At 72.5% G+C, this 17,536-nt stretch carries 17 protein-coding genes; 4 read left to right on the forward strand and 13 right to left on the reverse strand.

From position 1 onward, the window contains the following. Window positions 1–36: 36 nt before the first annotated feature. Both KF837_28985 and KF837_28990 read right to left on the reverse strand, forming a co-directional pair. Window positions 37–834 carry a hypothetical protein gene (locus tag KF837_28985; protein ID MBX3231395.1) on the reverse strand — a complete coding sequence of 266 codons (798 nt, stop codon included), beginning with the start codon at window positions 832–834 and terminating at the stop codon, window positions 37–39. A gap of 57 nt (window positions 835–891) precedes the next feature. Further along, window positions 892–1,539: a hypothetical protein gene (locus KF837_28990; GenBank protein MBX3231396.1), complete on the reverse strand. Its 648-nt coding sequence runs from the start codon at window positions 1,537–1,539 to the stop codon at window positions 892–894. Between the two features lie 82 nt (window positions 1,540–1,621). Here KF837_28990 and KF837_28995 point away from each other — a divergent pair, with 82 nt between their 5' ends. The 3 genes from KF837_28995 to KF837_29005 are packed head-to-tail and all read left to right on the forward strand — an operon-like array spanning window position 1,622 to window position 2,990. Continuing rightward, window positions 1,622–2,182 (forward strand): hypothetical protein, encoded by a 561-nt coding sequence (locus tag KF837_28995; protein MBX3231397.1) that lies wholly within the window; start codon window positions 1,622–1,624, stop codon window positions 2,180–2,182. After that, complete coding sequence (locus KF837_29000) at window positions 2,182–2,322, forward strand: hypothetical protein (protein ID MBX3231398.1); 141 nt, start codon at window positions 2,182–2,184, stop codon at window positions 2,320–2,322. Before KF837_28995 ends, KF837_29000 begins: the two co-directional genes overlap by 1 nt. Further along, entirely contained in the window at window positions 2,319–2,990 is a 672-nt protein-coding gene (locus KF837_29005; protein MBX3231399.1) for a hypothetical protein, read from the forward strand. Before KF837_29000 ends, KF837_29005 begins: the two co-directional genes overlap by 4 nt. Here the strand turns inward: KF837_29005 and KF837_29010 are convergent, their stop codons facing one another. The 5 genes from KF837_29010 to KF837_29030 all read right to left on the reverse strand — a co-directional run bounded on the left by KF837_29010 (window position 2,991) and on the right by KF837_29030 (window position 12,411). Further along, window positions 2,991–4,919: a hypothetical protein gene (locus KF837_29010; GenBank protein MBX3231400.1), complete on the reverse strand. Its 1,929-nt coding sequence runs from the start codon at window positions 4,917–4,919 to the stop codon at window positions 2,991–2,993. It lies immediately after the preceding gene. 100 nt (window positions 4,920–5,019) lie between these two features. Beyond that, entirely contained in the window at window positions 5,020–6,024 is a 1,005-nt protein-coding gene (locus KF837_29015) for a hypothetical protein (protein ID MBX3231401.1), read from the reverse strand. A gap of 52 nt (window positions 6,025–6,076) precedes the next feature. After that, on the reverse strand, window positions 6,077–7,084 hold the full coding sequence (locus KF837_29020) for a DUF2169 domain-containing protein (protein MBX3231402.1): 1,008 nt from the start codon (window positions 7,082–7,084) through the stop codon (window positions 6,077–6,079). Next, window positions 7,081–8,034 carry a DUF3396 domain-containing protein gene (locus KF837_29025; protein ID MBX3231403.1) on the reverse strand — a complete coding sequence of 318 codons (954 nt, stop codon included), beginning with the start codon at window positions 8,032–8,034 and terminating at the stop codon, window positions 7,081–7,083. Before KF837_29025 ends, KF837_29020 begins: the two co-directional genes overlap by 4 nt. Window positions 8,035–8,136: 102 nt before the next feature. Beyond that, window positions 8,137–12,411 (reverse strand): HEAT repeat domain-containing protein, encoded by a 4,275-nt coding sequence (locus KF837_29030; GenBank protein ID MBX3231404.1) that lies wholly within the window; start codon window positions 12,409–12,411, stop codon window positions 8,137–8,139. 77 nt (window positions 12,412–12,488) lie between these two features. Here KF837_29030 and KF837_29035 point away from each other — a divergent pair, with 77 nt between their 5' ends. Further along, the gene (locus tag KF837_29035; GenBank protein MBX3231405.1) at window positions 12,489–14,219 is read left to right on the forward strand and encodes a transglycosylase SLT domain-containing protein; all 1,731 of its coding nucleotides are present in this window, start codon (window positions 12,489–12,491) and stop codon (window positions 14,217–14,219) included. Window positions 14,220–14,221: 2 nt separating this feature from the next. Here KF837_29035 and KF837_29040 read toward each other — a convergent pair whose 3' ends face one another. Genes KF837_29040 through KF837_29065 form a run of 6 tightly spaced genes read right to left on the reverse strand, consistent with a single transcriptional unit; the run spans window position 14,222 to window position 17,500 of the window. Beyond that, on the reverse strand, window positions 14,222–14,362 hold the full coding sequence (locus KF837_29040; GenBank protein MBX3231406.1) for a hypothetical protein: 141 nt from the start codon (window positions 14,360–14,362) through the stop codon (window positions 14,222–14,224). A gap of 16 nt (window positions 14,363–14,378) precedes the next feature. Then, window positions 14,379–15,239, reverse strand: a complete 861-nt coding sequence (locus KF837_29045) for a Uma2 family endonuclease (protein ID MBX3231407.1) — start codon at window positions 15,237–15,239, stop codon at window positions 14,379–14,381. 45 nt (window positions 15,240–15,284) lie between these two features. Further along, entirely contained in the window at window positions 15,285–16,097 is an 813-nt protein-coding gene (locus KF837_29050; protein MBX3231408.1) for a hypothetical protein, read from the reverse strand. Beyond that, window positions 16,097–16,669 carry a hypothetical protein gene (locus KF837_29055; GenBank protein MBX3231409.1) on the reverse strand — a complete coding sequence of 191 codons (573 nt, stop codon included), beginning with the start codon at window positions 16,667–16,669 and terminating at the stop codon, window positions 16,097–16,099. The genes KF837_29050 and KF837_29055 overlap by 1 nt, the downstream gene beginning before the upstream one ends. Window positions 16,670–16,673: 4 nt before the next feature. Then, complete coding sequence (locus KF837_29060) at window positions 16,674–17,039, reverse strand: DUF4150 domain-containing protein (protein ID MBX3231410.1); 366 nt, start codon at window positions 17,037–17,039, stop codon at window positions 16,674–16,676. Window positions 17,040–17,056: 17 nt separating this feature from the next. Next, on the reverse strand, window positions 17,057–17,500 hold the full coding sequence (locus tag KF837_29065) for a hypothetical protein (GenBank protein MBX3231411.1): 444 nt from the start codon (window positions 17,498–17,500) through the stop codon (window positions 17,057–17,059). Window positions 17,501–17,536 lie beyond the last annotated feature (36 nt).

The following is a 17,536-nucleotide window of genomic DNA, read 5'->3' on the forward strand; positions in this document are numbered from 1 at the left end:
TCCGTAGCGCGGCAGCGGGTCGCGGATGCTCCTAACTCACTGCAGGAGCTCCTCCCAGCGCTCCGCCGAAGTGCTGACCATGTCCGAGGAGTGTGTGGCGACGCGCCCCTTGCAGAACTGGTCGAGGCCGCCGATCGCTTTGCGCGAGACGTAGCTCTCCTTCTCGGTGAGCTCGAGGCGATCTCCGTGACGAGGGTAGCGATACGTGAGCGTTCGCCGGATCTTGCCCAGCGGGAGCGTGACGCGGACGACCCGAACGCTCGCGGGCGGCGCCTTCTCGAGGAGACAAAAGGCGCGGTTCACCTCGGCCGACGCGAGCTCATTTCTCTCGACGTGGAGCGAGGCGCGGAGCTCCCAGCCGATGCGCGCGTTCTCGAACGTCGCGGCGGCGAGGCCCATGTCGGCGACCACCTCGCCGCCGTTCGTCGTCACCTTCGGCTGCGCGAAGCGCTCGCGGATGAGCGTTTCGACGCGCGCGCGCCGCTCCGGCGTCGCGAGGAGCGCCGTGGTGTACATCCCCTTCGAGAGCTGGATGAACGCGTCGAGCTCCTTCTTCGCCGACGGGAGTGTGCCCTTCCACTGCCGCCGGCGCGTGCGCATCGCCTCGTCGATGATCTCGTCGAGCAACGCCGTGTCGTCCAGGTTGTAGTCGGCCGTCCCCGCCCAGGGGGCCGGGTGCTGGAGGTAGGCGGCGCGCACGTACGCTCGCGGATCGGCCACCTCGTCTGCGCGCGCCGTCGCGTCGGCGTCGGCCGATCCGTTCTTGCCCGATCGACACCCCGCCGCGCACGTCAGGACGACGAGCGCCGCGAACGATAGACTCGCGTACACCACGCGCCGAGCGTAGCGGAGGGGGCGCGCATTGTCTCGCGAGCGTGCCCTCGGCGCATCTCAGTCGAGCATCAGCGTGTCGATCACCCGTCGCAGCTCGCCCGTGAGATCGACGAGGCTGTCGGTCTGATGCACGACCTGCACGAGCACGACGCGGTGGTCGTTGCGGGCGAGGAGCTCGAGGCTCGTGTTGACCCACGGCGCCTTCGCGGAGAGGACGCGGCGGCGCACGACGTAGGCGCGGGCCTGCGCGTTCCACGTCGCCATCGGGACGCGCTGCTCGAGCAGCTCCGCGCGTGAGGCCTTCGCCGACTCTTCGTAGCGGTCGATCACCTCGCGCCAGGGCGCGTCGGGGTGATCGGGCCACTCGTACACCGCGAACACGTACTCCTTCGGCGAGACGTACTGCACGAAGCGGCGGCCCGGCTCGTTGCTCGCCTTGCGGAGGACCCACTCCGTCGGGCGTGACACGTGGACGTGGCCCGCGAGCACGGAGACGCCGCGATACTCCACGTCTTCGGCCTGCTCCGCCTTCGCGTCGAGCGGCGGATAGGCCTGCTCGAACAGGTCGACGAGGTCCTTGCTCGCCGTGTCGTAGGCGTAGAACGTGCGGTTCTTCTCGGCGACCGCGTCGATGCCGCCGCCTCCGCCGCAGCCGGCGACGGTCGCTAGCGCGATTGCGATCGCGAAAAACGAGGCACGCCACACGGGTCCGACGCTACCAGGCGCGCGCGCGTGCGCCCAAAATTCGGCCCGTTCCGCGCGTGCGGCGTAGAACGGACGAGTGCCGGTGCGTCCGCTCCTCTCGCTCGTGCTCGCGTCCGTCGCCGGTTGCGGTGGAGCCGAGATGCGCGTGAAGGACGGTCCCCCCGCGTACGAGTACCTCGTCGACTTCGAGGGCAAGCCGTCGAACGCGGACCTCGGGCACGTGCGCTTGAAGCCGGAGGTGTGCCAGGGCCTCTCGACCGCGCCGGTGGGGAAGCCGCTCGAGCCCGACGACTTCATCGCGTTCCTCAAGGCGCAGAACGTGGAGCCGCGCGTGACGCGCGCGCGCGTGGACCTCGTGTTCGTCGACGTCGCGAGCGCGGGGACGGAGGAGCCGGTGCGCTTCCGCATCGCGAGCACGACGAGCGCGGGCGCGGCGGGGCGCGAGCTCCACACCGCGCTCCTGCAGCGTGGGCCCGGCACGTGGGGTCTGCATCGCTCGAACCTCGCCGTGCTCGCCCCGCCGGCGCACCCCGACGACGCCGTCGTCGTCGCGAGCAAGCTGCGCCTCCCCTGCTGGGGCGTCCTCATGATCGCCGGTCAGGACGACACGTACGTCGTCCCCGGTGGGTACACGGAGCTGTGATGAGAAGGACTGTGCTCGTGTTGGTGATGCTCGTCGTCGCGGCGTGTGCGGGCGCGAACGGAGACCCGGCGCCCGCCGCGGTGGAGGCGGGGACGGTGGACCTCGTGGACTGCGTCGACGCGGGAGCGATCGACCAATGAAGGTCCGCGCGCTCGTGCTCGGAGCGGCGGCGCTCTCGTGCGCGCTGCTGGCGCCGAAGAGCGCGCGCGCACAGGCGCTGCCGCCGCCCGATCGGAGCGCGGGGTGGGAGGCGACGTCGACCGTCGCGATGGCGATCGGGATGGGCTCGCAGGTGCTGATGCCGCGGCTCTACTGGTCGGACACCGAGGTCACGATCGGCTGGAAGGCGCGGTGGCACGCCTCGGTCCTCGCGCCGACGATGTTCCTCCTGACGACGGCGATGTTCAACGAGCTCGTCGTGAAGCCGGAGATCACGAGCTACCGGCCGGGCTGCGGCACGTCGAACCCCGGCGCGCCGGGCTGCACGACGTTCGGCATGCCGTCGACGCACACGTTCGTCGCGTTCAGCGCGCTCGGACACGGGACCGGGCTCTTCCTCGTCGACACGTTCAAGTGGAACGACGGACGCATCCACGGCGGCTCGATCGCGGGGCACCTCGGCCTCCCGCTCCTCGCCGCGGGCCTCACGATCGCGGGGCGCGTCGCGGGGACGCCGTCGCAGGAGCACGGCGATCAGGCGCTCGTCGGCGGCGCGTTCGGCCTCGTGTTCGGCGTGCTCGCGGGCGGCGCGTATGCGTTGTTCCAGCGGCCCGAGTGTCCGTACGGCGCCGGCGTCATCTGCTGGTGATCATCGGTTCGTGATCGCGGCGCCGCCGAACCACCACGCGCCCGGCGTGTTGCCGAGGCTCGGCAGCGTCGAGTCGATCTCGCCGAGCTGACGCTCCTGCTTCGCGACCCAGTCGCTCGGCGAGAGGCGCATCCCGAGGCCCGTCGCGACGACGAGCTCGAGGCACGCGAGCTCGCGGTGCTCTGCCGCGCCGTTCGCGCCGAGCTCGTGGACGATCATGCTCGGCGCGAACGGGACGCCATGCCGGAGCTTGAGTCGCGGATCGAAGTTGCTCTTCACGCGCGCGTACCACGTCTCCCACGGTTCGCGCTCCGCGATCGGGATCGTGACCTTGCGCATCGGCGGCGGCGCGCCGTCGGGGGGCTCGACGCCGGGGGTCCACGGGACCTCCGTCGTCTCGACGAGTCCGGCGTTGGTGATGAAGTCGAGCGCGGCCGCGGCGGCGGGCGCGAGCTCCTCGTTCGCGAGGAGCGCGATGAGCGCGGGGAGCGACGCGGCGGAGCCGAAGCGCGCGAGCGCCTGGATCATCGTGCCCGTCGGTGGCTGCGTCGCGAACGCGTCGAGGAGGAGCGGAGCGTCGTCGCCGCGCGCGGAGAGCGCGAGGAGGGAGAACGCGCGCGGATCGCGGATCGCGCTCCGGAGCCGCTGGCGGACGTTGCCGTCGCCGCGGCGGAGGAGCGACGTGCACGCGGTGATGAAGAGGTCTTCGTCGTCGGGGGCTTCGTCGAGGAGATCGTTCAGCGTCGCGAGCGCGCGCGTCTTCGCGCCGGCGTGACCGAGCGCGCGCGCGAGCTTCTGCGTGAGCGCGCGATCGCGGCGTGGTCGGATGCGGTCGGCCGCGTCGAGAGGGAGCGTGCCGCGGCGGCCGAGGACGTCGAGCGCGACGCCGGCGAGCGCGGGGTTGGGGGCGTCGAGGAGCGCGGGGAGCTCGGCGTCGATCGCGGGGCTCGGCGCGAGGACGAGGCCCTCCGCGAAGCCGGGCAGCTCGGCGGGCGCGCTCTGCTTCATCGTCGCGATCGCGACGTCGACGGTGTCGGTCCCCTCGATGCATCCGAGCGTGAGCGCGACCGCGAAGGCGCGCGAGGGATCCGGTGCCGGCGCCTCGGCGTGGAACAGCGTGACGCTCGGCAGCGCGCGCTCGCCGAGCGACACGAACGCGTCGATGTTGTCGAGGAGCCGCTGCTCGAAGGGGGCTTGATCGCGCCATGTCTCGGTCGGGATCGGCTTCCGCAACACGTGCAGCGCGGCGATGTCCTCGAGACACTCGCGCGCGACGCGGCGGATGACCTCGCCGTCGTCGATCGGTATCGGTTTGGTGGCGGGCGCGGGTTCGGGCTCGGGTTCGGGTTCGGGCGGCGTGGTCGCGGCGGCGGCGGCGGCGCGGAGCTCCTCGATCGTCTGCGGCTTCGGCGGCGGTGGCCGCTTGGGCTGGACGATGCTCTCCGGCTCGGGCGCGTCGATCTCGAGCGGCGGCGCGACGGGCGTGCGCGCGAGGGCGTGGAGTTGCGGCGACGCGGTGCTCGCGCGGAAGGGATGGTGGAGCGCCGGGAGCCGCTGGCTGCGATGATCGCGGCGCGTGAGCGTCGCGTCGACCACGCTCTCGCGCGTCGCGGCGATCTGGGCGTGGATCGCGTCGAGCCGCTTCGCCGCTTCGGCCACGATCGGATCGGACGCGGCGGCGCCAAGGAGCGTCTTCGCTTCGCCGAGCGCGCGCACGCACTCGTCGAGCCCGTCCTGATGCGCCGGCGCCTCGAGCGTGGTGTCGAGGACGGCATAGAGCGATCGAATCGCCCGCGCGAGCCGCTCCGCGACGCCGCGGCGATCGAGCACCGGCGACGTGCTCGCGCGCAGCGACTCCGCGATCGCGTCGATCTGCGCGCGCGCTTCCCGCGCGGGACCATGCGCCGGACTGGTCGCGAAGACGTTCACGACGTCCTCCGCCGCACGAGTGTCGTGCGCGGCTCGTGGTCACCTCGCGGGCTCGTGGCGAAGACGTTCACGACGTCGGCTCGCGGGGTCGCGGTGGGGTTCATGACCTCGCCTCCGTCTCGAGGAGGAGCGCGCCGCGCTCGGCGCCGTCGGAGTGAGCGGCGACGAGGGCGCGGTTCGTCGTGTTCGCGGCGATGCGCCAGCTCACGCAGGCGTGGGCGGCGAGGAAGGTGGCGGACGCCGCGCCGAGGTCGCCGGTGAGGAGGAGCGGCGTCTCGTGCTGCGCGTCCTCCGTGAACGACGACTGCACGCGGCCGCTCGCGTAGAGCCACTCCTCCGTGCGATGACGCTCGCCGACCACGTCGGTCAGCGCCCACCCGATGCGCGCGCCGGCGAGCGGGGCGAGCGCGCGCGTCGCGGCGAGCGAGATGCCGAGCGCGTGGCACGGCTCGCTCGATCCGAAGGGGCGCGGCTCATGCTCCGTCGCGATGCCGGTGACGGCGGCCCACCGTTCGTCGCCGCGGCGCGAGAGGCGCACGAACGCGGCGCCTTCGCCGGGGATGAACCCGTTCTCGGTCGCGGGACCGTGCAGGCGGCGCGCGTCGTCGAGGGCCTCGAGGCGCTCGGGATCGAACCAGCTGTCGACGCCGCCGACGAGGATGGTCTCGTGCTCCGCGAGGCGCGTGATCGCTTGCTCGATCGCGGCGACGCCGCCGGCGCGTCCCTGCGCGACGAGCTTCGAGCGCGCGAGATCGAGCGCGACGCCGGAGCGCTCCGCGAGGGACGCGAGGAGGCGCACGCCACGCGGATCGATCGGATCGGCCTCCGCGGGCACGGCGAGGAGGAGCGGGAGCGGCGCGCCGCGGTTCGGACCTGCCGCCTCCGCGAGCGCGGGCGCCGCGAGCGGGACGAAGCGCTCGCGGCCGATCAATTCATCGGGGATCGACGCGACGAGCGCGAGCGCGATCGGCTCCCCCGCGCGATCGACGAAGCGCGTCTCGCGGACGAAGGACTTCCGCGCGCGCACCGTCGTCGTCGCGGTGAGCGCGTCGACGCCGGTCGCGGTGCGGACGCCGACGCCGTCGATGAACGCGAGCGCCTTCACGTGTTCCTCCCGGTGGCGGTGCGGCCGCCGGCGCCGTCGTGCGCGAGCGCCCTCAACGCGCCCTCGCCTCGATGCGGATCTCGTCGAGCAGCTCGAGCTTCGGCGGGGCCGGGACCGCGGCGCGCCACGTGAGCTCGATCTTCCGCTCGCGCGCGTCGATCAAGATCGTGTCGAGGTGCGTGCGATGCTCGCGGCGCACTCCGCCGACGAGGCTCGAGAACGTGAGGGTCTCGCGCGGGAGCTGCACCTGCCAGTGGTGGTCCTCGGTCGCGCCGGTGAGGGCGATCGGCTCGTCGCCGAAGAGCGGCACCTCGGACCACTGATCGTGCGGGACGCAGACGTTGAAGCGCGGATCGAAGTCGGCGGGGAGGAGCGGCATGCGCGACTCCTGCCACGCCTTGTCGTAGGTGCCGGCGAACGAGGCGCGCGGCGCCCAGTGACGATGGATCGGCCCGAACGACGCCGGGACGTTCGCGCCGGCGCGCTCGCCGAGCGGCTTGCCGGCGAGCTCGAGCTGCGCCGCGGGTTGATCGACGAGGCGCGCGGGCTCACGCGTGATCCCGCGCCCGGCGTAGTTGCGAGGCTCACCAAGCGGTTTGTCCGGGATCGACACGTCCTGTCCGCCCCACGCGTTCTCGTAGACGATCGGCAGCGGCGCGCGCAGCGGCAGCGCGGGGCCGGGCACGAGCCCGCCGAGCATGCCGCGCTGCCACACGCGCAGCCCGTGCGCGCGGATCGTCTTCGCGATCGGACCGACCTGGAGCGCCACGTCCGTGTACGTCGCGCCCGCGCGCGGATGCGCGTCGGCGACGACGACGACGTCGGTGCCGGGTTTGTACTCGAACATGTCGGACGGGACCTTGATGCTGCTCGTCGCGGGGTCCTCGCCGTTCGGCACGTCGATTGGATGCGGCGGCGCGCCGTCCTCGTCGCGCTCCACACCGCCGCGTGGGGTCGAGCGATACGTGTATTTTACCACCACCGCGACGAGCGCCCGTCCGTCCTTGTCCTTCGTCGGGAAGGCGAGGTGCTTGCCGGCGGTCCGGTTCGCGACGTTCATCGCTCGAACCTTCGCAGCCACGCCTCGGTCGAGCTCGAGGTCCACGGTGCGTAGAAGTGGATCCCCTCCGCCGCGCGGATGGATCGGAGGCGCCGATCGACCTCGCAGTACGCGTGGGGGAAGTCGTCGCGGTTCACGTCTCCCGCCTTGGGCGTCTCCCCGGCGCGGAAGACGACGCCGTCGTTCAGCTTGGTCACCGCGACGTCGGGATCGCTCTCGAGCGCGGCGGGCGGGAGCTTCGCCGCGAGGGCGGGGCCGACGAAGGTGAGCCAGCTCACGGTGCGCAGCCGATCGTGGAACGCGCGCATCCACGTGGCGTGCTGGCCGAGGTCGTAGCCGGGGTGTCGCCGCGCGTGCGCGTGGAGCGCGTCGCGCGCGGGGCCGTAGCGATCGAGCTCCCACGCGCTGTACGCGAACCCCGCCGCGCCCCACCGGAACCGCAGGTCGCCCGCGACGGCGAGCGCGAGCTCCTCGATCTCCGCCGGTGGCGTCGACGACGGAAACGTCGCCGACAGCATCGCGTCGGCGCGGAGCAGCGGCCCGTCCGCCGCCGACACGCGCGCGAAGAACCGAAGCGACGAGGGCGACGCGTCGTTCCGCGCGCGCCCGCCGTGGCAGGCGACGCCGAAGCGATCGTAGTGCGCCGCCGTCATCGCGCTCGCCCCGGCGTCGGCGCGCGCGTCGCCGGTCGGCGGTGCGTTCGCGAGCTGCGCGGGAAACGTCGACACGAGGTCGAGCACCGACGCATCGAACCGCGCCACCTCCCCGTGCACGGAGCTCCACGCCCACGTGAGCGTTCCCGCGTGCGTCGCCGCGATGCGCTCACACGCCGCCGCGAGCCCATCCCCGTCCTCCGGCGCGAGCGCCTCGAGATGGAACGCGAGCCCGAGCGTCGCGTACGCGAGCGGAGCGCCGTCCTTCGCCCGCGCGAGCGGGGAGTCGCCGCTCATCGAGCGAGCGCGATCGTCGTTCGAGATCATTCGAGGCACTATGGTTTGTAGATCTTCCGCCCCGCGGCGTCGATCACGAAGAGTGGAGCTTCGGATGCGCCTTCAGTCGAGATCGGCGATCAGCGCGTCGAAGGCGTGGCGTCGATCGGGGCGTGCGCGGCGCGACGCGTGGCGGAGGGCGGGGATGACGTCTCTGCCCCACGCGCGGAGGGCCGCGTGGGCTCCCTTCTGGATGCGCGGGTCGCGATCGGTGAGGCGCTCGAGGAGGCCGGGCAGCGAGGGCTCGTGCCGCCCGTGACCGAGGCTCGCCATCAGCGAGAGCACGACGTCGCGCCTCGTCTCCATCTCGAGCACCTGCGCCGTCACCTCGAGCGTCCGATCGCGTGAGGCCACCGTGCGTAGCGCCCGGAGCGCGGCGCTCCGGACCTGCGCGCGGCGATCGAGCGCGAGGCGCGCGAGCGGATCGACGGCGCGCTCACCGAAGCGCGTGAGCGCGTGCACCGCGCGAACGGCGAGCCCCTTCTCGACGCCCTTCTCGTCGAGCAGCGCGCGGAGCTGGTCGAGCGAGCGGCCCTCGATCGGATCGACGGGATCGACCGTGTCGTCGGGCTCGGCCTCCTCGGCAGGACGGACGGGACGGATCAGATGCTCGACCTCTCGAGGCGCGGCCTCGGCCGCGAGCGCGACGAGCGCGTTCAGCGCGACCGAGGGAGAGGTGCCGGTCGAGTGGTCCGGCCGGAGGAGACGAGCGAAGGACAGCCGCCCCGCTCGCGCCTCCGCGATGACGAACGGGAGCAAGCGCTCCTGCTCGATCGAGGAGAGCAGCACGCCGGCGAGCTCGCTCCCCTGCGTCCATGCGCCCATCCACTCCGGGACGAACGACCGGAGCTGCGCGTCGTTCAAGTGCGGCGCGATCGAGAGGACGCGCGAGCGCACCGCCGCGGAGGGAGCCGCCGTCATCCACCGCGCGATCGACGGGAGGCGGTCGGCGGGAAGATCGAGCCGCCCGAGCAGGTACGCGTCGAGCACCGCGCTCTCCGCGCCGGCGTCGGGCCAGTCGAGGAGGCGGAGCGCGGCGCGCTCGCGCTCCTGCAGCGGCGCGCCTTCGTCGCGCACCTTCGCGAGGAGCGCGTCCCGATCCGCCTGCGACGCAGGAACGAAGGGCGCCCTCTTCGGCGGCTTCGGTGGACGCGGCGCCGGCGGCAGATCGAGCGGCCGGAGCTCGGCGACGCGCCGGATCCAGGCGTCGCGCTTCGGCGCGTCCGCGCGGTAGAGCGTGAGGGCCTCCTCGAAGACCGGATCGAGCTCGGGATCCGCGTCCTCTGCGTTCGGGCTCGGTCGAGGGAGAGAGAACGCCTCGATCAGGAGGGCGGAGGACTCGGCCGCCACGTTCGGGGCTTCGAGGCACGCGGCGAAGCACCGCTCGAGCTCGGCGACGCTGCGCACGGCGCCGAGCCGCCCGCGCAGCCGCCACGGGCGAAGACCGCCGACGCTCGGCGCGTTGGGCAGCGCGCGCACGATCTCGAGCGCGCGCTGGCGAAGCGGCGGCGTGGCATGAGCGAGCGTGCGCTCGAAGAAGCTCACGACCGCGCCGGGGACGCTGGCGGAGCATCGCTCGACGAGGGTGAGGAGCGAAGGCCAGTGCTCGGCGTGCGAGTGATCGGTCGCGTCCAGGATCAGCGCCACCGCCGCCGCGTCGACCTCGCTCGCTTCGCTCTCTGCCCACGCGATCCAGTCGGCCAAGCCGCGGCGTACGAGCGGGAGGACCGCGGCGTCGACACGCTCCTTCTGCTCCGCGCGCAGGCGCACGATCTCGCGGGCGGCGTCGGGCGAGAACCCGGAGGTGCGGAGGCGCTTCGCCGGATCGTCGTCTTCTCCGATCGGCCGCAGCTTCGCGCGATGGAGCCGCGCGGCGAGCTCCGCGGCGGTCTTGCCGGCGACGCCGACGCGCCCGTCCAGGCACGCGTCGACGAGCGCGCGATGGGCCGGGTGCGACGACCGGGCGAGGCGCATCACCACGTCCTCGGAGACGCGCCCGCTCAGCGCGTCGAAGAGCAGGTCTCGCGTGCGCGCCTCCTCCTCTACCTCGAGCGCGTCCACGAGGACGAGCACCGTCGCGGGTCCGGCGCACTTCTCGAGCGCGCGGAGCAGCGACGCGCGGAAGCTCGCGTTGTCGTGGCGGCCGATCCATCCGACGAGGAAGGGCACCGAGCTGCCGGTGCCGATCTCCGCGAGCGCTTCGGCCGCCTCCTTCTTCACCGCCATCTCACGCCGCTCGAGGACGTCACGGACGAGCGGCTCTGCCCACGACGCGCGCAGCGTTCGGACCGCGGCGAGCGCTTGCGTCAGGACACGAGCGTCGAGCGACGCGTCGGCGACGAGCCGCCCGAGCGAGAGCTCGAGGCCGCGCGCGCGCTGTCCCGCCGCGACGAGCGCCTCGATCGCGGCGCGTCGCACGTTCGTGCCGCCGCGCCGCCAGTACGGCTCGATCGCGCGCAGGTACGCGCCGTCCGGGGCGTGCCGCGACGCGGTCTCGAGGAGCGCCACCGTGATCGGATCGGACGGGGGCTCGACCGGATCGGCCAACCAATCGACGACCAACGAGAGGACGAGATCGCGTCCGGTCTCGGGCGCAGGATCGACCCAGCGACGAACGGCGCGACCGTCCTTGACGAGGTGCCGCCCGTAGCGAAAGACGAGCTGCTCGAGCTCGGGCATGAGCAAGCGCTTGATGGTGAAGTCACCCTCGAGCGCCTCTCGTACGTACGTCCGAAAGACCTCCCGGAAGAGGCGCCGCACGTCCGCCTCGAAGCGGACGTCGCCGGACTCGCAGAAGACCTTGAGTCGATCGATCGCCGCGACGTCCTCGGCGCCCGTCGTCGCCGCGTCGTGGAGGAGCTCCGCCGCGGTGCTGTCGCGCGTCGAGAGGTACTTGCTCTCGAGCAGCCCCGACTCGGACGGCGGCAGCGCGCGCGCGAGCTCGGTCGAGAGCGCGCGGCGATCGGACGCGAGGGTCCAGAGGACGTCCATCACCGCGCCGCGCCGCCGGCGTGTCGTGAACGGGTCGAGCACGATCTGCCGGAGTCGCTCCGCGGCGAGCGCGCCGCCCTTCACGCGAAGCGCGGGGAGCACGCGCTCCGGGATCGCGTCGAGCCAACGGAGGAGCCGCTCTTCGCCTCGCATCTCCGGCGAAGCGGCGGCGGCGGCGATCGCGGCGGCGGCGATCGGGTGCTCCGCGACGTTCGCGGGCTCGAGGCGATCGAGCAGGTCCTCGAGCACCCGATGCGCGCCTGGCGCCGAGCTGTGCGCGAGGACCGCGGCGCGCCGCACCCACCGCGTGTCCGTCGGTGGAAGCTCGGCGAGCGCGTCCACGAGCGCGGCGCGCGCGATGTACGTGACGCGCACGACCTCCTCGGCGGTCCAGCCCACGTGCGCGTCGAAGAGCCCGAGAACGGCGCCGAGGTGCTCTTCGCGCAGGAACACGCCGTGGCGATGCGCTTCGAGCAAGAAGCGCCGCGCGGGTGCGCCGAAGCGGAGCGCGTCGCGCTCGGCGAGGGCGATCGCGCTCGAGAGATCGCTCGGCTCCGCGAGCGGCCCGAGCGCCTCGAGGGCGAGCGCCTTCGTCGCCTCCGGCGCCTCGTCGTTCAGGAGGTCTGCGAGCAGGGGGCGCGCGGAGAGGTCGCGCGCGACTGCGACCGCCGCCGCCGCGATGCGTGGCTCCGGATCGCGGAGCGCGCGCTGGAGGAGCTCGTCGCGCCGGCGACGCCTCCCTGGCGAGAGGCCGACGAGCCAGAACCTCGCGAGCTGCCGGAGCGCACGCTCTCGGATCGTGACGTCGTCTTCGTTCGCCCCTGCGAGCAGCTCGAGACCGTCGAACGCGTCTTGTCCGGAGAGCGCGAGGTGGCGCACGGCGTCTTCGACGTGCTCGACGACCAGCGCGCGAAGGCGTGGATCCCGCGCCCGCGCGAGCCGGCGGACGAGCCTGCTCGGATCGCCGGTGTCGGTCGACCACGACCAGCCCGTGAGGACGGCGAGCAGGACCCCTTCGTCGAGGTGGTCGGCAAGCCCGTTCGCGTCCTCGTCCTCGCGCCGCAGCGCGACGCGGATCCACGCCACGCGAAGCCGCGCCGGCTCGAGCCGATCGAGGTCGGCCGGGAGCGTCGGGCGGTAGGGGGCGAGCGCGGCGGCGATCTCGGCGAGGAGGAGCGAGACCTCCGGCGCCAGCCGCGCGACGCGCAGCGGTATCGCCTTCGCGATCTCCGTGAGCGCGTCCGGATCCCCGACGCTCGCGAGCGCGTCGCGAAGCTGCACGAGCCGCGCGATCGCGACAGCAGGCGCGAGCCCTTCGAGACCTTTCACCAACGCGCTCGTCGTCATCTCGAAGACGATAGTGCGTGGGCGAGAACCCCTGCTTTCTTGGTGATGGAGACAATGTATGACAGTATCCGACCTCGATGGAGCCCCGTCCGGTCTTTGCGGCGATCGGTCTGTTTTTCGGCGGTCTCATCGTCGGCTCGGCCGGCGGTGGGAGCCGGGAAGGCAGCGCGCACGCGGCGACGACGGGGCCGGACGGGAAGCCCGAGCTCACCGCGCGCGCCCAGGCGGCGCGCGGTCTGGTCTCGCCCGCGCTGCGACGGACCACGAGTCGGGGCGGCGATCTCGATCCGACTCCGGCCGCCGGCGGCGGGCGCTGCGCGATCCGCAGCTCCGCGCACCGGCCCGACGCGATGACCCGGGCCGACGACGCGCTCCACGGGCTGAAGCTCCCCGCGCTGCCGATCGTGCACCCGACGCTCGTGATGCGGTACGTGCAGTACTTCACCGAGAGCTACGAAGGCCGGAAGAACTTCGCGGAGTCGGTGCGCCGGAGCGGGCGCTTCCAGGAGCTCATCGCGAAGACGCTCCGTGAGCGCGGGCTCCCCGCCGATCTCGCCGCCGTCGTCCTCATCGAGAGCGGCTTCTCCACCGACGCCGTGTCGAGCGCGGGGGCGGCGGGCCTCTGGCAGTTCATGCCCTCGACCGCGCGCGCCTACGGGCTCGCGATCGAGTCGACGATCGACGAGCGCGCCTCGATCTGGCGCTCCACCGAGGCCGCGGCCCACCACCTCTCCGATCTCTACGAGCGCTTCCGCTCCTGGGACCTCGCCCTCGCGGCTTACAACATCGGGTACGAAGGCCTCGAGCGCCGGCTCGACGAGGCCGACACCGACGACTTCTGGACGCTCGCCGACACGCCCGACGTGCTCCCGAAAGAGACCGCGGACTACGTCCCGAAGGTGCTCGCCGCGGCGCTCATCCTGCAGAACCTCGAGGAGCTCGGCTTCGGCGACATCGACCGGCTCGCGCCGATCGACGCCGGCGAGCTCGACGTCGCGGGCGGCACCGATCTCGCGACCGTCGCGCGCGCCGCGGGCACCAGCGTGCGCGTGCTGCGCGAGCTCAACCCCGAGCTCCTCTCGGACATCGTGCCCGATCGCGGCGAGCGCACGACGCTCCACGTCCCGCGCGCCGGCGTGTCCCGCGCGCGCGTGATGCTGCCGAAGCTCTCCGCCGATCCCGACGGCGCGCCGCGCGTCTCCGACGATTTCGATTGGGGTCGCGACGACGTGCGCTCGGGCCGCTCGCGCCTCGAGCGCACCTCCGCCATCACGCGCACGCGCACGAAGCGCCGCGTGAAGCGCCACTCCGTCGCGATCGAATCGGCGAGCACGGCGCGGGCGGAGCACACCGCGAAATCGAAGCCGCGCGACCGTGCGGCGGACGCGCCGGCGGAGGAGCGCACCGACACCCGCGACGCTCGCGACGCTCGTGACACCCGCGATGCTCGCGACACCCGCGATGCTCGCGACGCGGAGCACGAGACCCGCTCCGAGGCGGCTTCGCGCGAAGCACGGCCGACCGACGAACCGTCCGCCGAGGCGCGCACGCTCGACGAGCCGAGCGACCGCGCCCCGACGCAGCCGGAGCCGCCTCCCGCCGCCGTCGTGACGACCGAGCGCGTGTTTTACCGCGTCGTCCCGGGCGACTCGGTCGCGCAGATCGCGGCGACGGTGGGCCTCACCGTCGATCAGCTCCTCGCCCAGGCCCATGTCTCGACCGCCGATCAAATCAAGGTCGGCGCCCTCCTCGACCTCCGCGTCCCGAAGGACGGCGTGAGCGAGTCCCGCCGCCCGCTCGCACGCTGACGCTACGCGCGAAGCGTGATCCGAAGCGGCGCCGCCTTCGCTCGTAGGCGCGGCGGCTCGATGAACACGCAGACTCCGTCGTGTACCTCGTAGCGCTGCATGACCGTGAACGGGGCGCGCGCGCCGTCGAGGAAGCCTTCCATGATGACGGCGTCCGGGTTACGTGGGCCACGCGCGCGTTCGCGCGATCGCCCCGATGAGCGCGCGGAGGGCGTGCTCGTCCATTCCGGTGAGGCTGGCCTCGCGTTCGGGACTGAGCTCGATCCCGAGCTCCTGACACTGTACGCGCACGCTCTCGCGGATGCCTTCTTCGATGCCCTTGCGCGTGCCCTCTTCGATGCCCTTGCGCGTGCCCTCTTCGATGCCCTTGCGCTTGCCTTCTTGCCGTCCTTGGCGGATTCCATCGCGATGGCCGGCGCGGCGCTCGCTCGCGAGGCGCTGCATGAGGATCGGGTTCTCCTTCGTCAGCAAGGCGCGCGCGACCTCGTTGTCGCGCTCGATCGCGTCGAGGAGGGCAGCGATGGCGAGCGGGCGCACGAGGCACTCGTCCTCGATCGCGCCGTCGAGGCTGAGCAGGCGCCAGCCGTTCGACTCTCGCGACCATTCGAGGACCTCGAATTCGTTCACGTCGATGCAGAAGACGCGTGGCACGCCGCGCGCTGCCAGCTTCGCCGCCTTCGCCGTGATTCGGGCGCGCGATTGCGTATCGCAGATCTCGAACGCGAGGCGTTCGAGGAGCCGGCCGCCTGTCACCGGATCCCGCTCCGCGGGGAAGACGCTGGCGTCGGGCGCGAAGTCGTTCTTCTTGTCCGTCCGCGTGAGGAGGTCGACCGCGGCGCGGTAGCTCGCCGTCGCGTGCGCAGCGAGCAGCATCGCGAGGTCGCCGTTCGTGACGGCATGCGGATCGTCCGCCGGCTCGGTGAGGACGATCTGCCCGTCGATCATCTCTTCGCGCGTCTCCGGCTGGACGGCGCGCTCGTCGACCGGAGGAAGCGGATCGTCCTTCCCCGGTGCATACATGCCGTGAGCGTAGCAGAACGCCTGCGCCGTTCCGGTCGCGCCGAGCTAAGGCATCGAGATCGCGACCTCGGCGATGCGCGCGACGGTCGTATGGAAGCGCGTGAGCGCGTTGACGAGCGCGGCCTGCGCCGGACCGCGCGCGTGATCGAAGAGCCCCAGCTTCGCGTGGAGCGACGTGCGCGTGCGCGCGAACGAGGCGTGCGGCTCGCTCGCCCCGCGGCCCTGCCGCTTCGCGTTCGGGTAGCCCAAGAGGGCGGTCTGCCACGTCGAGATCGTCTCCTCGAGCTCCGTCGCGAACGGCGCGAGCTCGCCCTTCTCGAGCGAGACCTCGATCGTCGCGCCGCGCGGGATCGACCTCGTCTCGACGCGGAAGCCCGGCTCGGGCCACGCGCGCGGGTACGCGCTCGGCTCCGTGAGCCAGCCCTCGAGCTCGCGATCGCGGACCGAGAGGCGCGTGCCGTCCGGCGGGAGCGAGCCGACGATCGAGATCGTCTTCAGCTCGCTCGGATGGGCGCATCCCGCGAGGTGCTCGACGAAGACGCGGAGGAACACCGGCGCGACGCCCGCGACGAGGAGGCGGAACGCGTAGCGCGGGCCGAGCTCGTCCGGCGCGGGATCGCCCTCGCCGGTCGGGCCCGCCTCGAGCGCGGCGCGACCCATGGAAGGCGCGAAATCCGATGAACCCGCGAGCCCGCGGTTCACGCACGCGACGAAGCCGCCGACCGCCCACGGCGCGAGCGGCAACTCGGCGGGGCCGGTGAGCTCGAGGACGACGTCGAGCGTCTGCGGCTCGGTGCTCCCGCGGTAGGCGACATCGAAGCCGACGCCGGCGAGGCGCGGATGGACCGCGATCGCCATCAGCACGCCTCGCCGCAGGACTCGCAGCCGACCTCGATCACCTTCGTGTCGCGGCTGATGTGCTGGAACTCCTCGAGCTTGCCGGGCTCGTACGTGTCCGTCGGGGCCTTGACCTCGATGGGCTTGTTGTCGAGCGTGCCGGCGGGAAATACCGGCTTCGCGTTCGGCGGCTCGGCCTTGAGCCATGCGGCGCCGAGCTTTGCCCAGGCGGTGAGGCTCGGGCTCTTGGGCGCGCCGCTGCTCGCGGCGTTCGTTGCACAGACGCGGCGCGCCGCTTGCGCGTTCTTGCCGGTGCCGCGCGCGACGACGGCGGCGATGGACTCGCTCGCCTTCGGCGCCGTGTACGTGTCGTCGCCCTTGATCGTCTCCGCGAGCGCGGTGCCGACCGGCTTCGTCTTCTCGAGCGCCTCGAAGAAGAAGTCGTTGAACGTGCCGTTCCGGTCCTCGGGCTTCGTGCCTTGATACGCCTCGACCGAGGCCTTGAACGCCTTGCACGCGGCGTCCTGCGCCGAGAGGCCCATCGCGGGCGCGCCGGCGGAGATGATGGTGCCGATGCCCTTGTTGCCCGGCATCGCTTCAGCCGTTCCCGTCGCTCATGTCGAGCGTGCGCACGACGCCGCCGCCTTCGGCCGTGACGTCGGGGCTCGCCATGACGATCTCGCACATGCCCATGAACTTGCTGCTCATGATCCCGCCCGCGACGCCGGGGTTGTCGCCGTTGGAGAGGGCGCTCTTGCCCTTCTTCGTCCAGATCGGCGTCCCCATCGCGAACGTCTTCGTCGCGTAACCCGGGCCCATCGTCGAAGACAGCGCGATGTTCGGGTACGGGATCGGGATCGGCGGCGCCGGCGGCGCGGGCGTCTTGCACACGTCGACCGGCGCCATCGCGGTGTGCACGGAGGCGACGCTCGCGACCAGCTTCATTTGGCTTACGACCGGCATCGTTCGTCTCCCTCAGTTCAGTTCAGGTGGAGCATGCGGCCGACGATCTTGTGCACCGCGGAGGCGCGCGACGTGATCTGCTCCGCGAACGACTCGATCGTGCCGTACGCGCGCACCGCGAACGCGGCCGCGCCGCTCGCGACCGTGAACTCGTCCTTCGCGCGGATCTTCACCCGCGCCGCGCGGATGACGTACTCGTCCGCCTCCTCGATCCCGGGCGTCGGGCTCGTGCGCAGCGCGCCGAGGATCGTCCATGCGCCGTCCGCGCGCTCGACCACGAGCCGCTCTGCGCGCGCGATGGCCGTCGCGACGACCGACGGATGGACGGAAGGATCGAGCGACGCGACGTGCTCGGCCCGGCCGACGCGGATGCGCGCGCGATCACCTTCGAGGAGCAGCGCGATCGCCGTCGTGACGGTGGGGACGGCCTCTTCCGGTTCTTCCATCCGCGCGTGCTGCATGCCGGCTCCTTGTCGTCCGAGTGAAGACATGTTCAC

The sequence above is a fragment of the Labilithrix sp. genome (genome assembly GCA_019637155.1).
Classification (GTDB): domain Bacteria; phylum Myxococcota_A; class Polyangia; order Polyangiales; family Polyangiaceae; genus Labilithrix.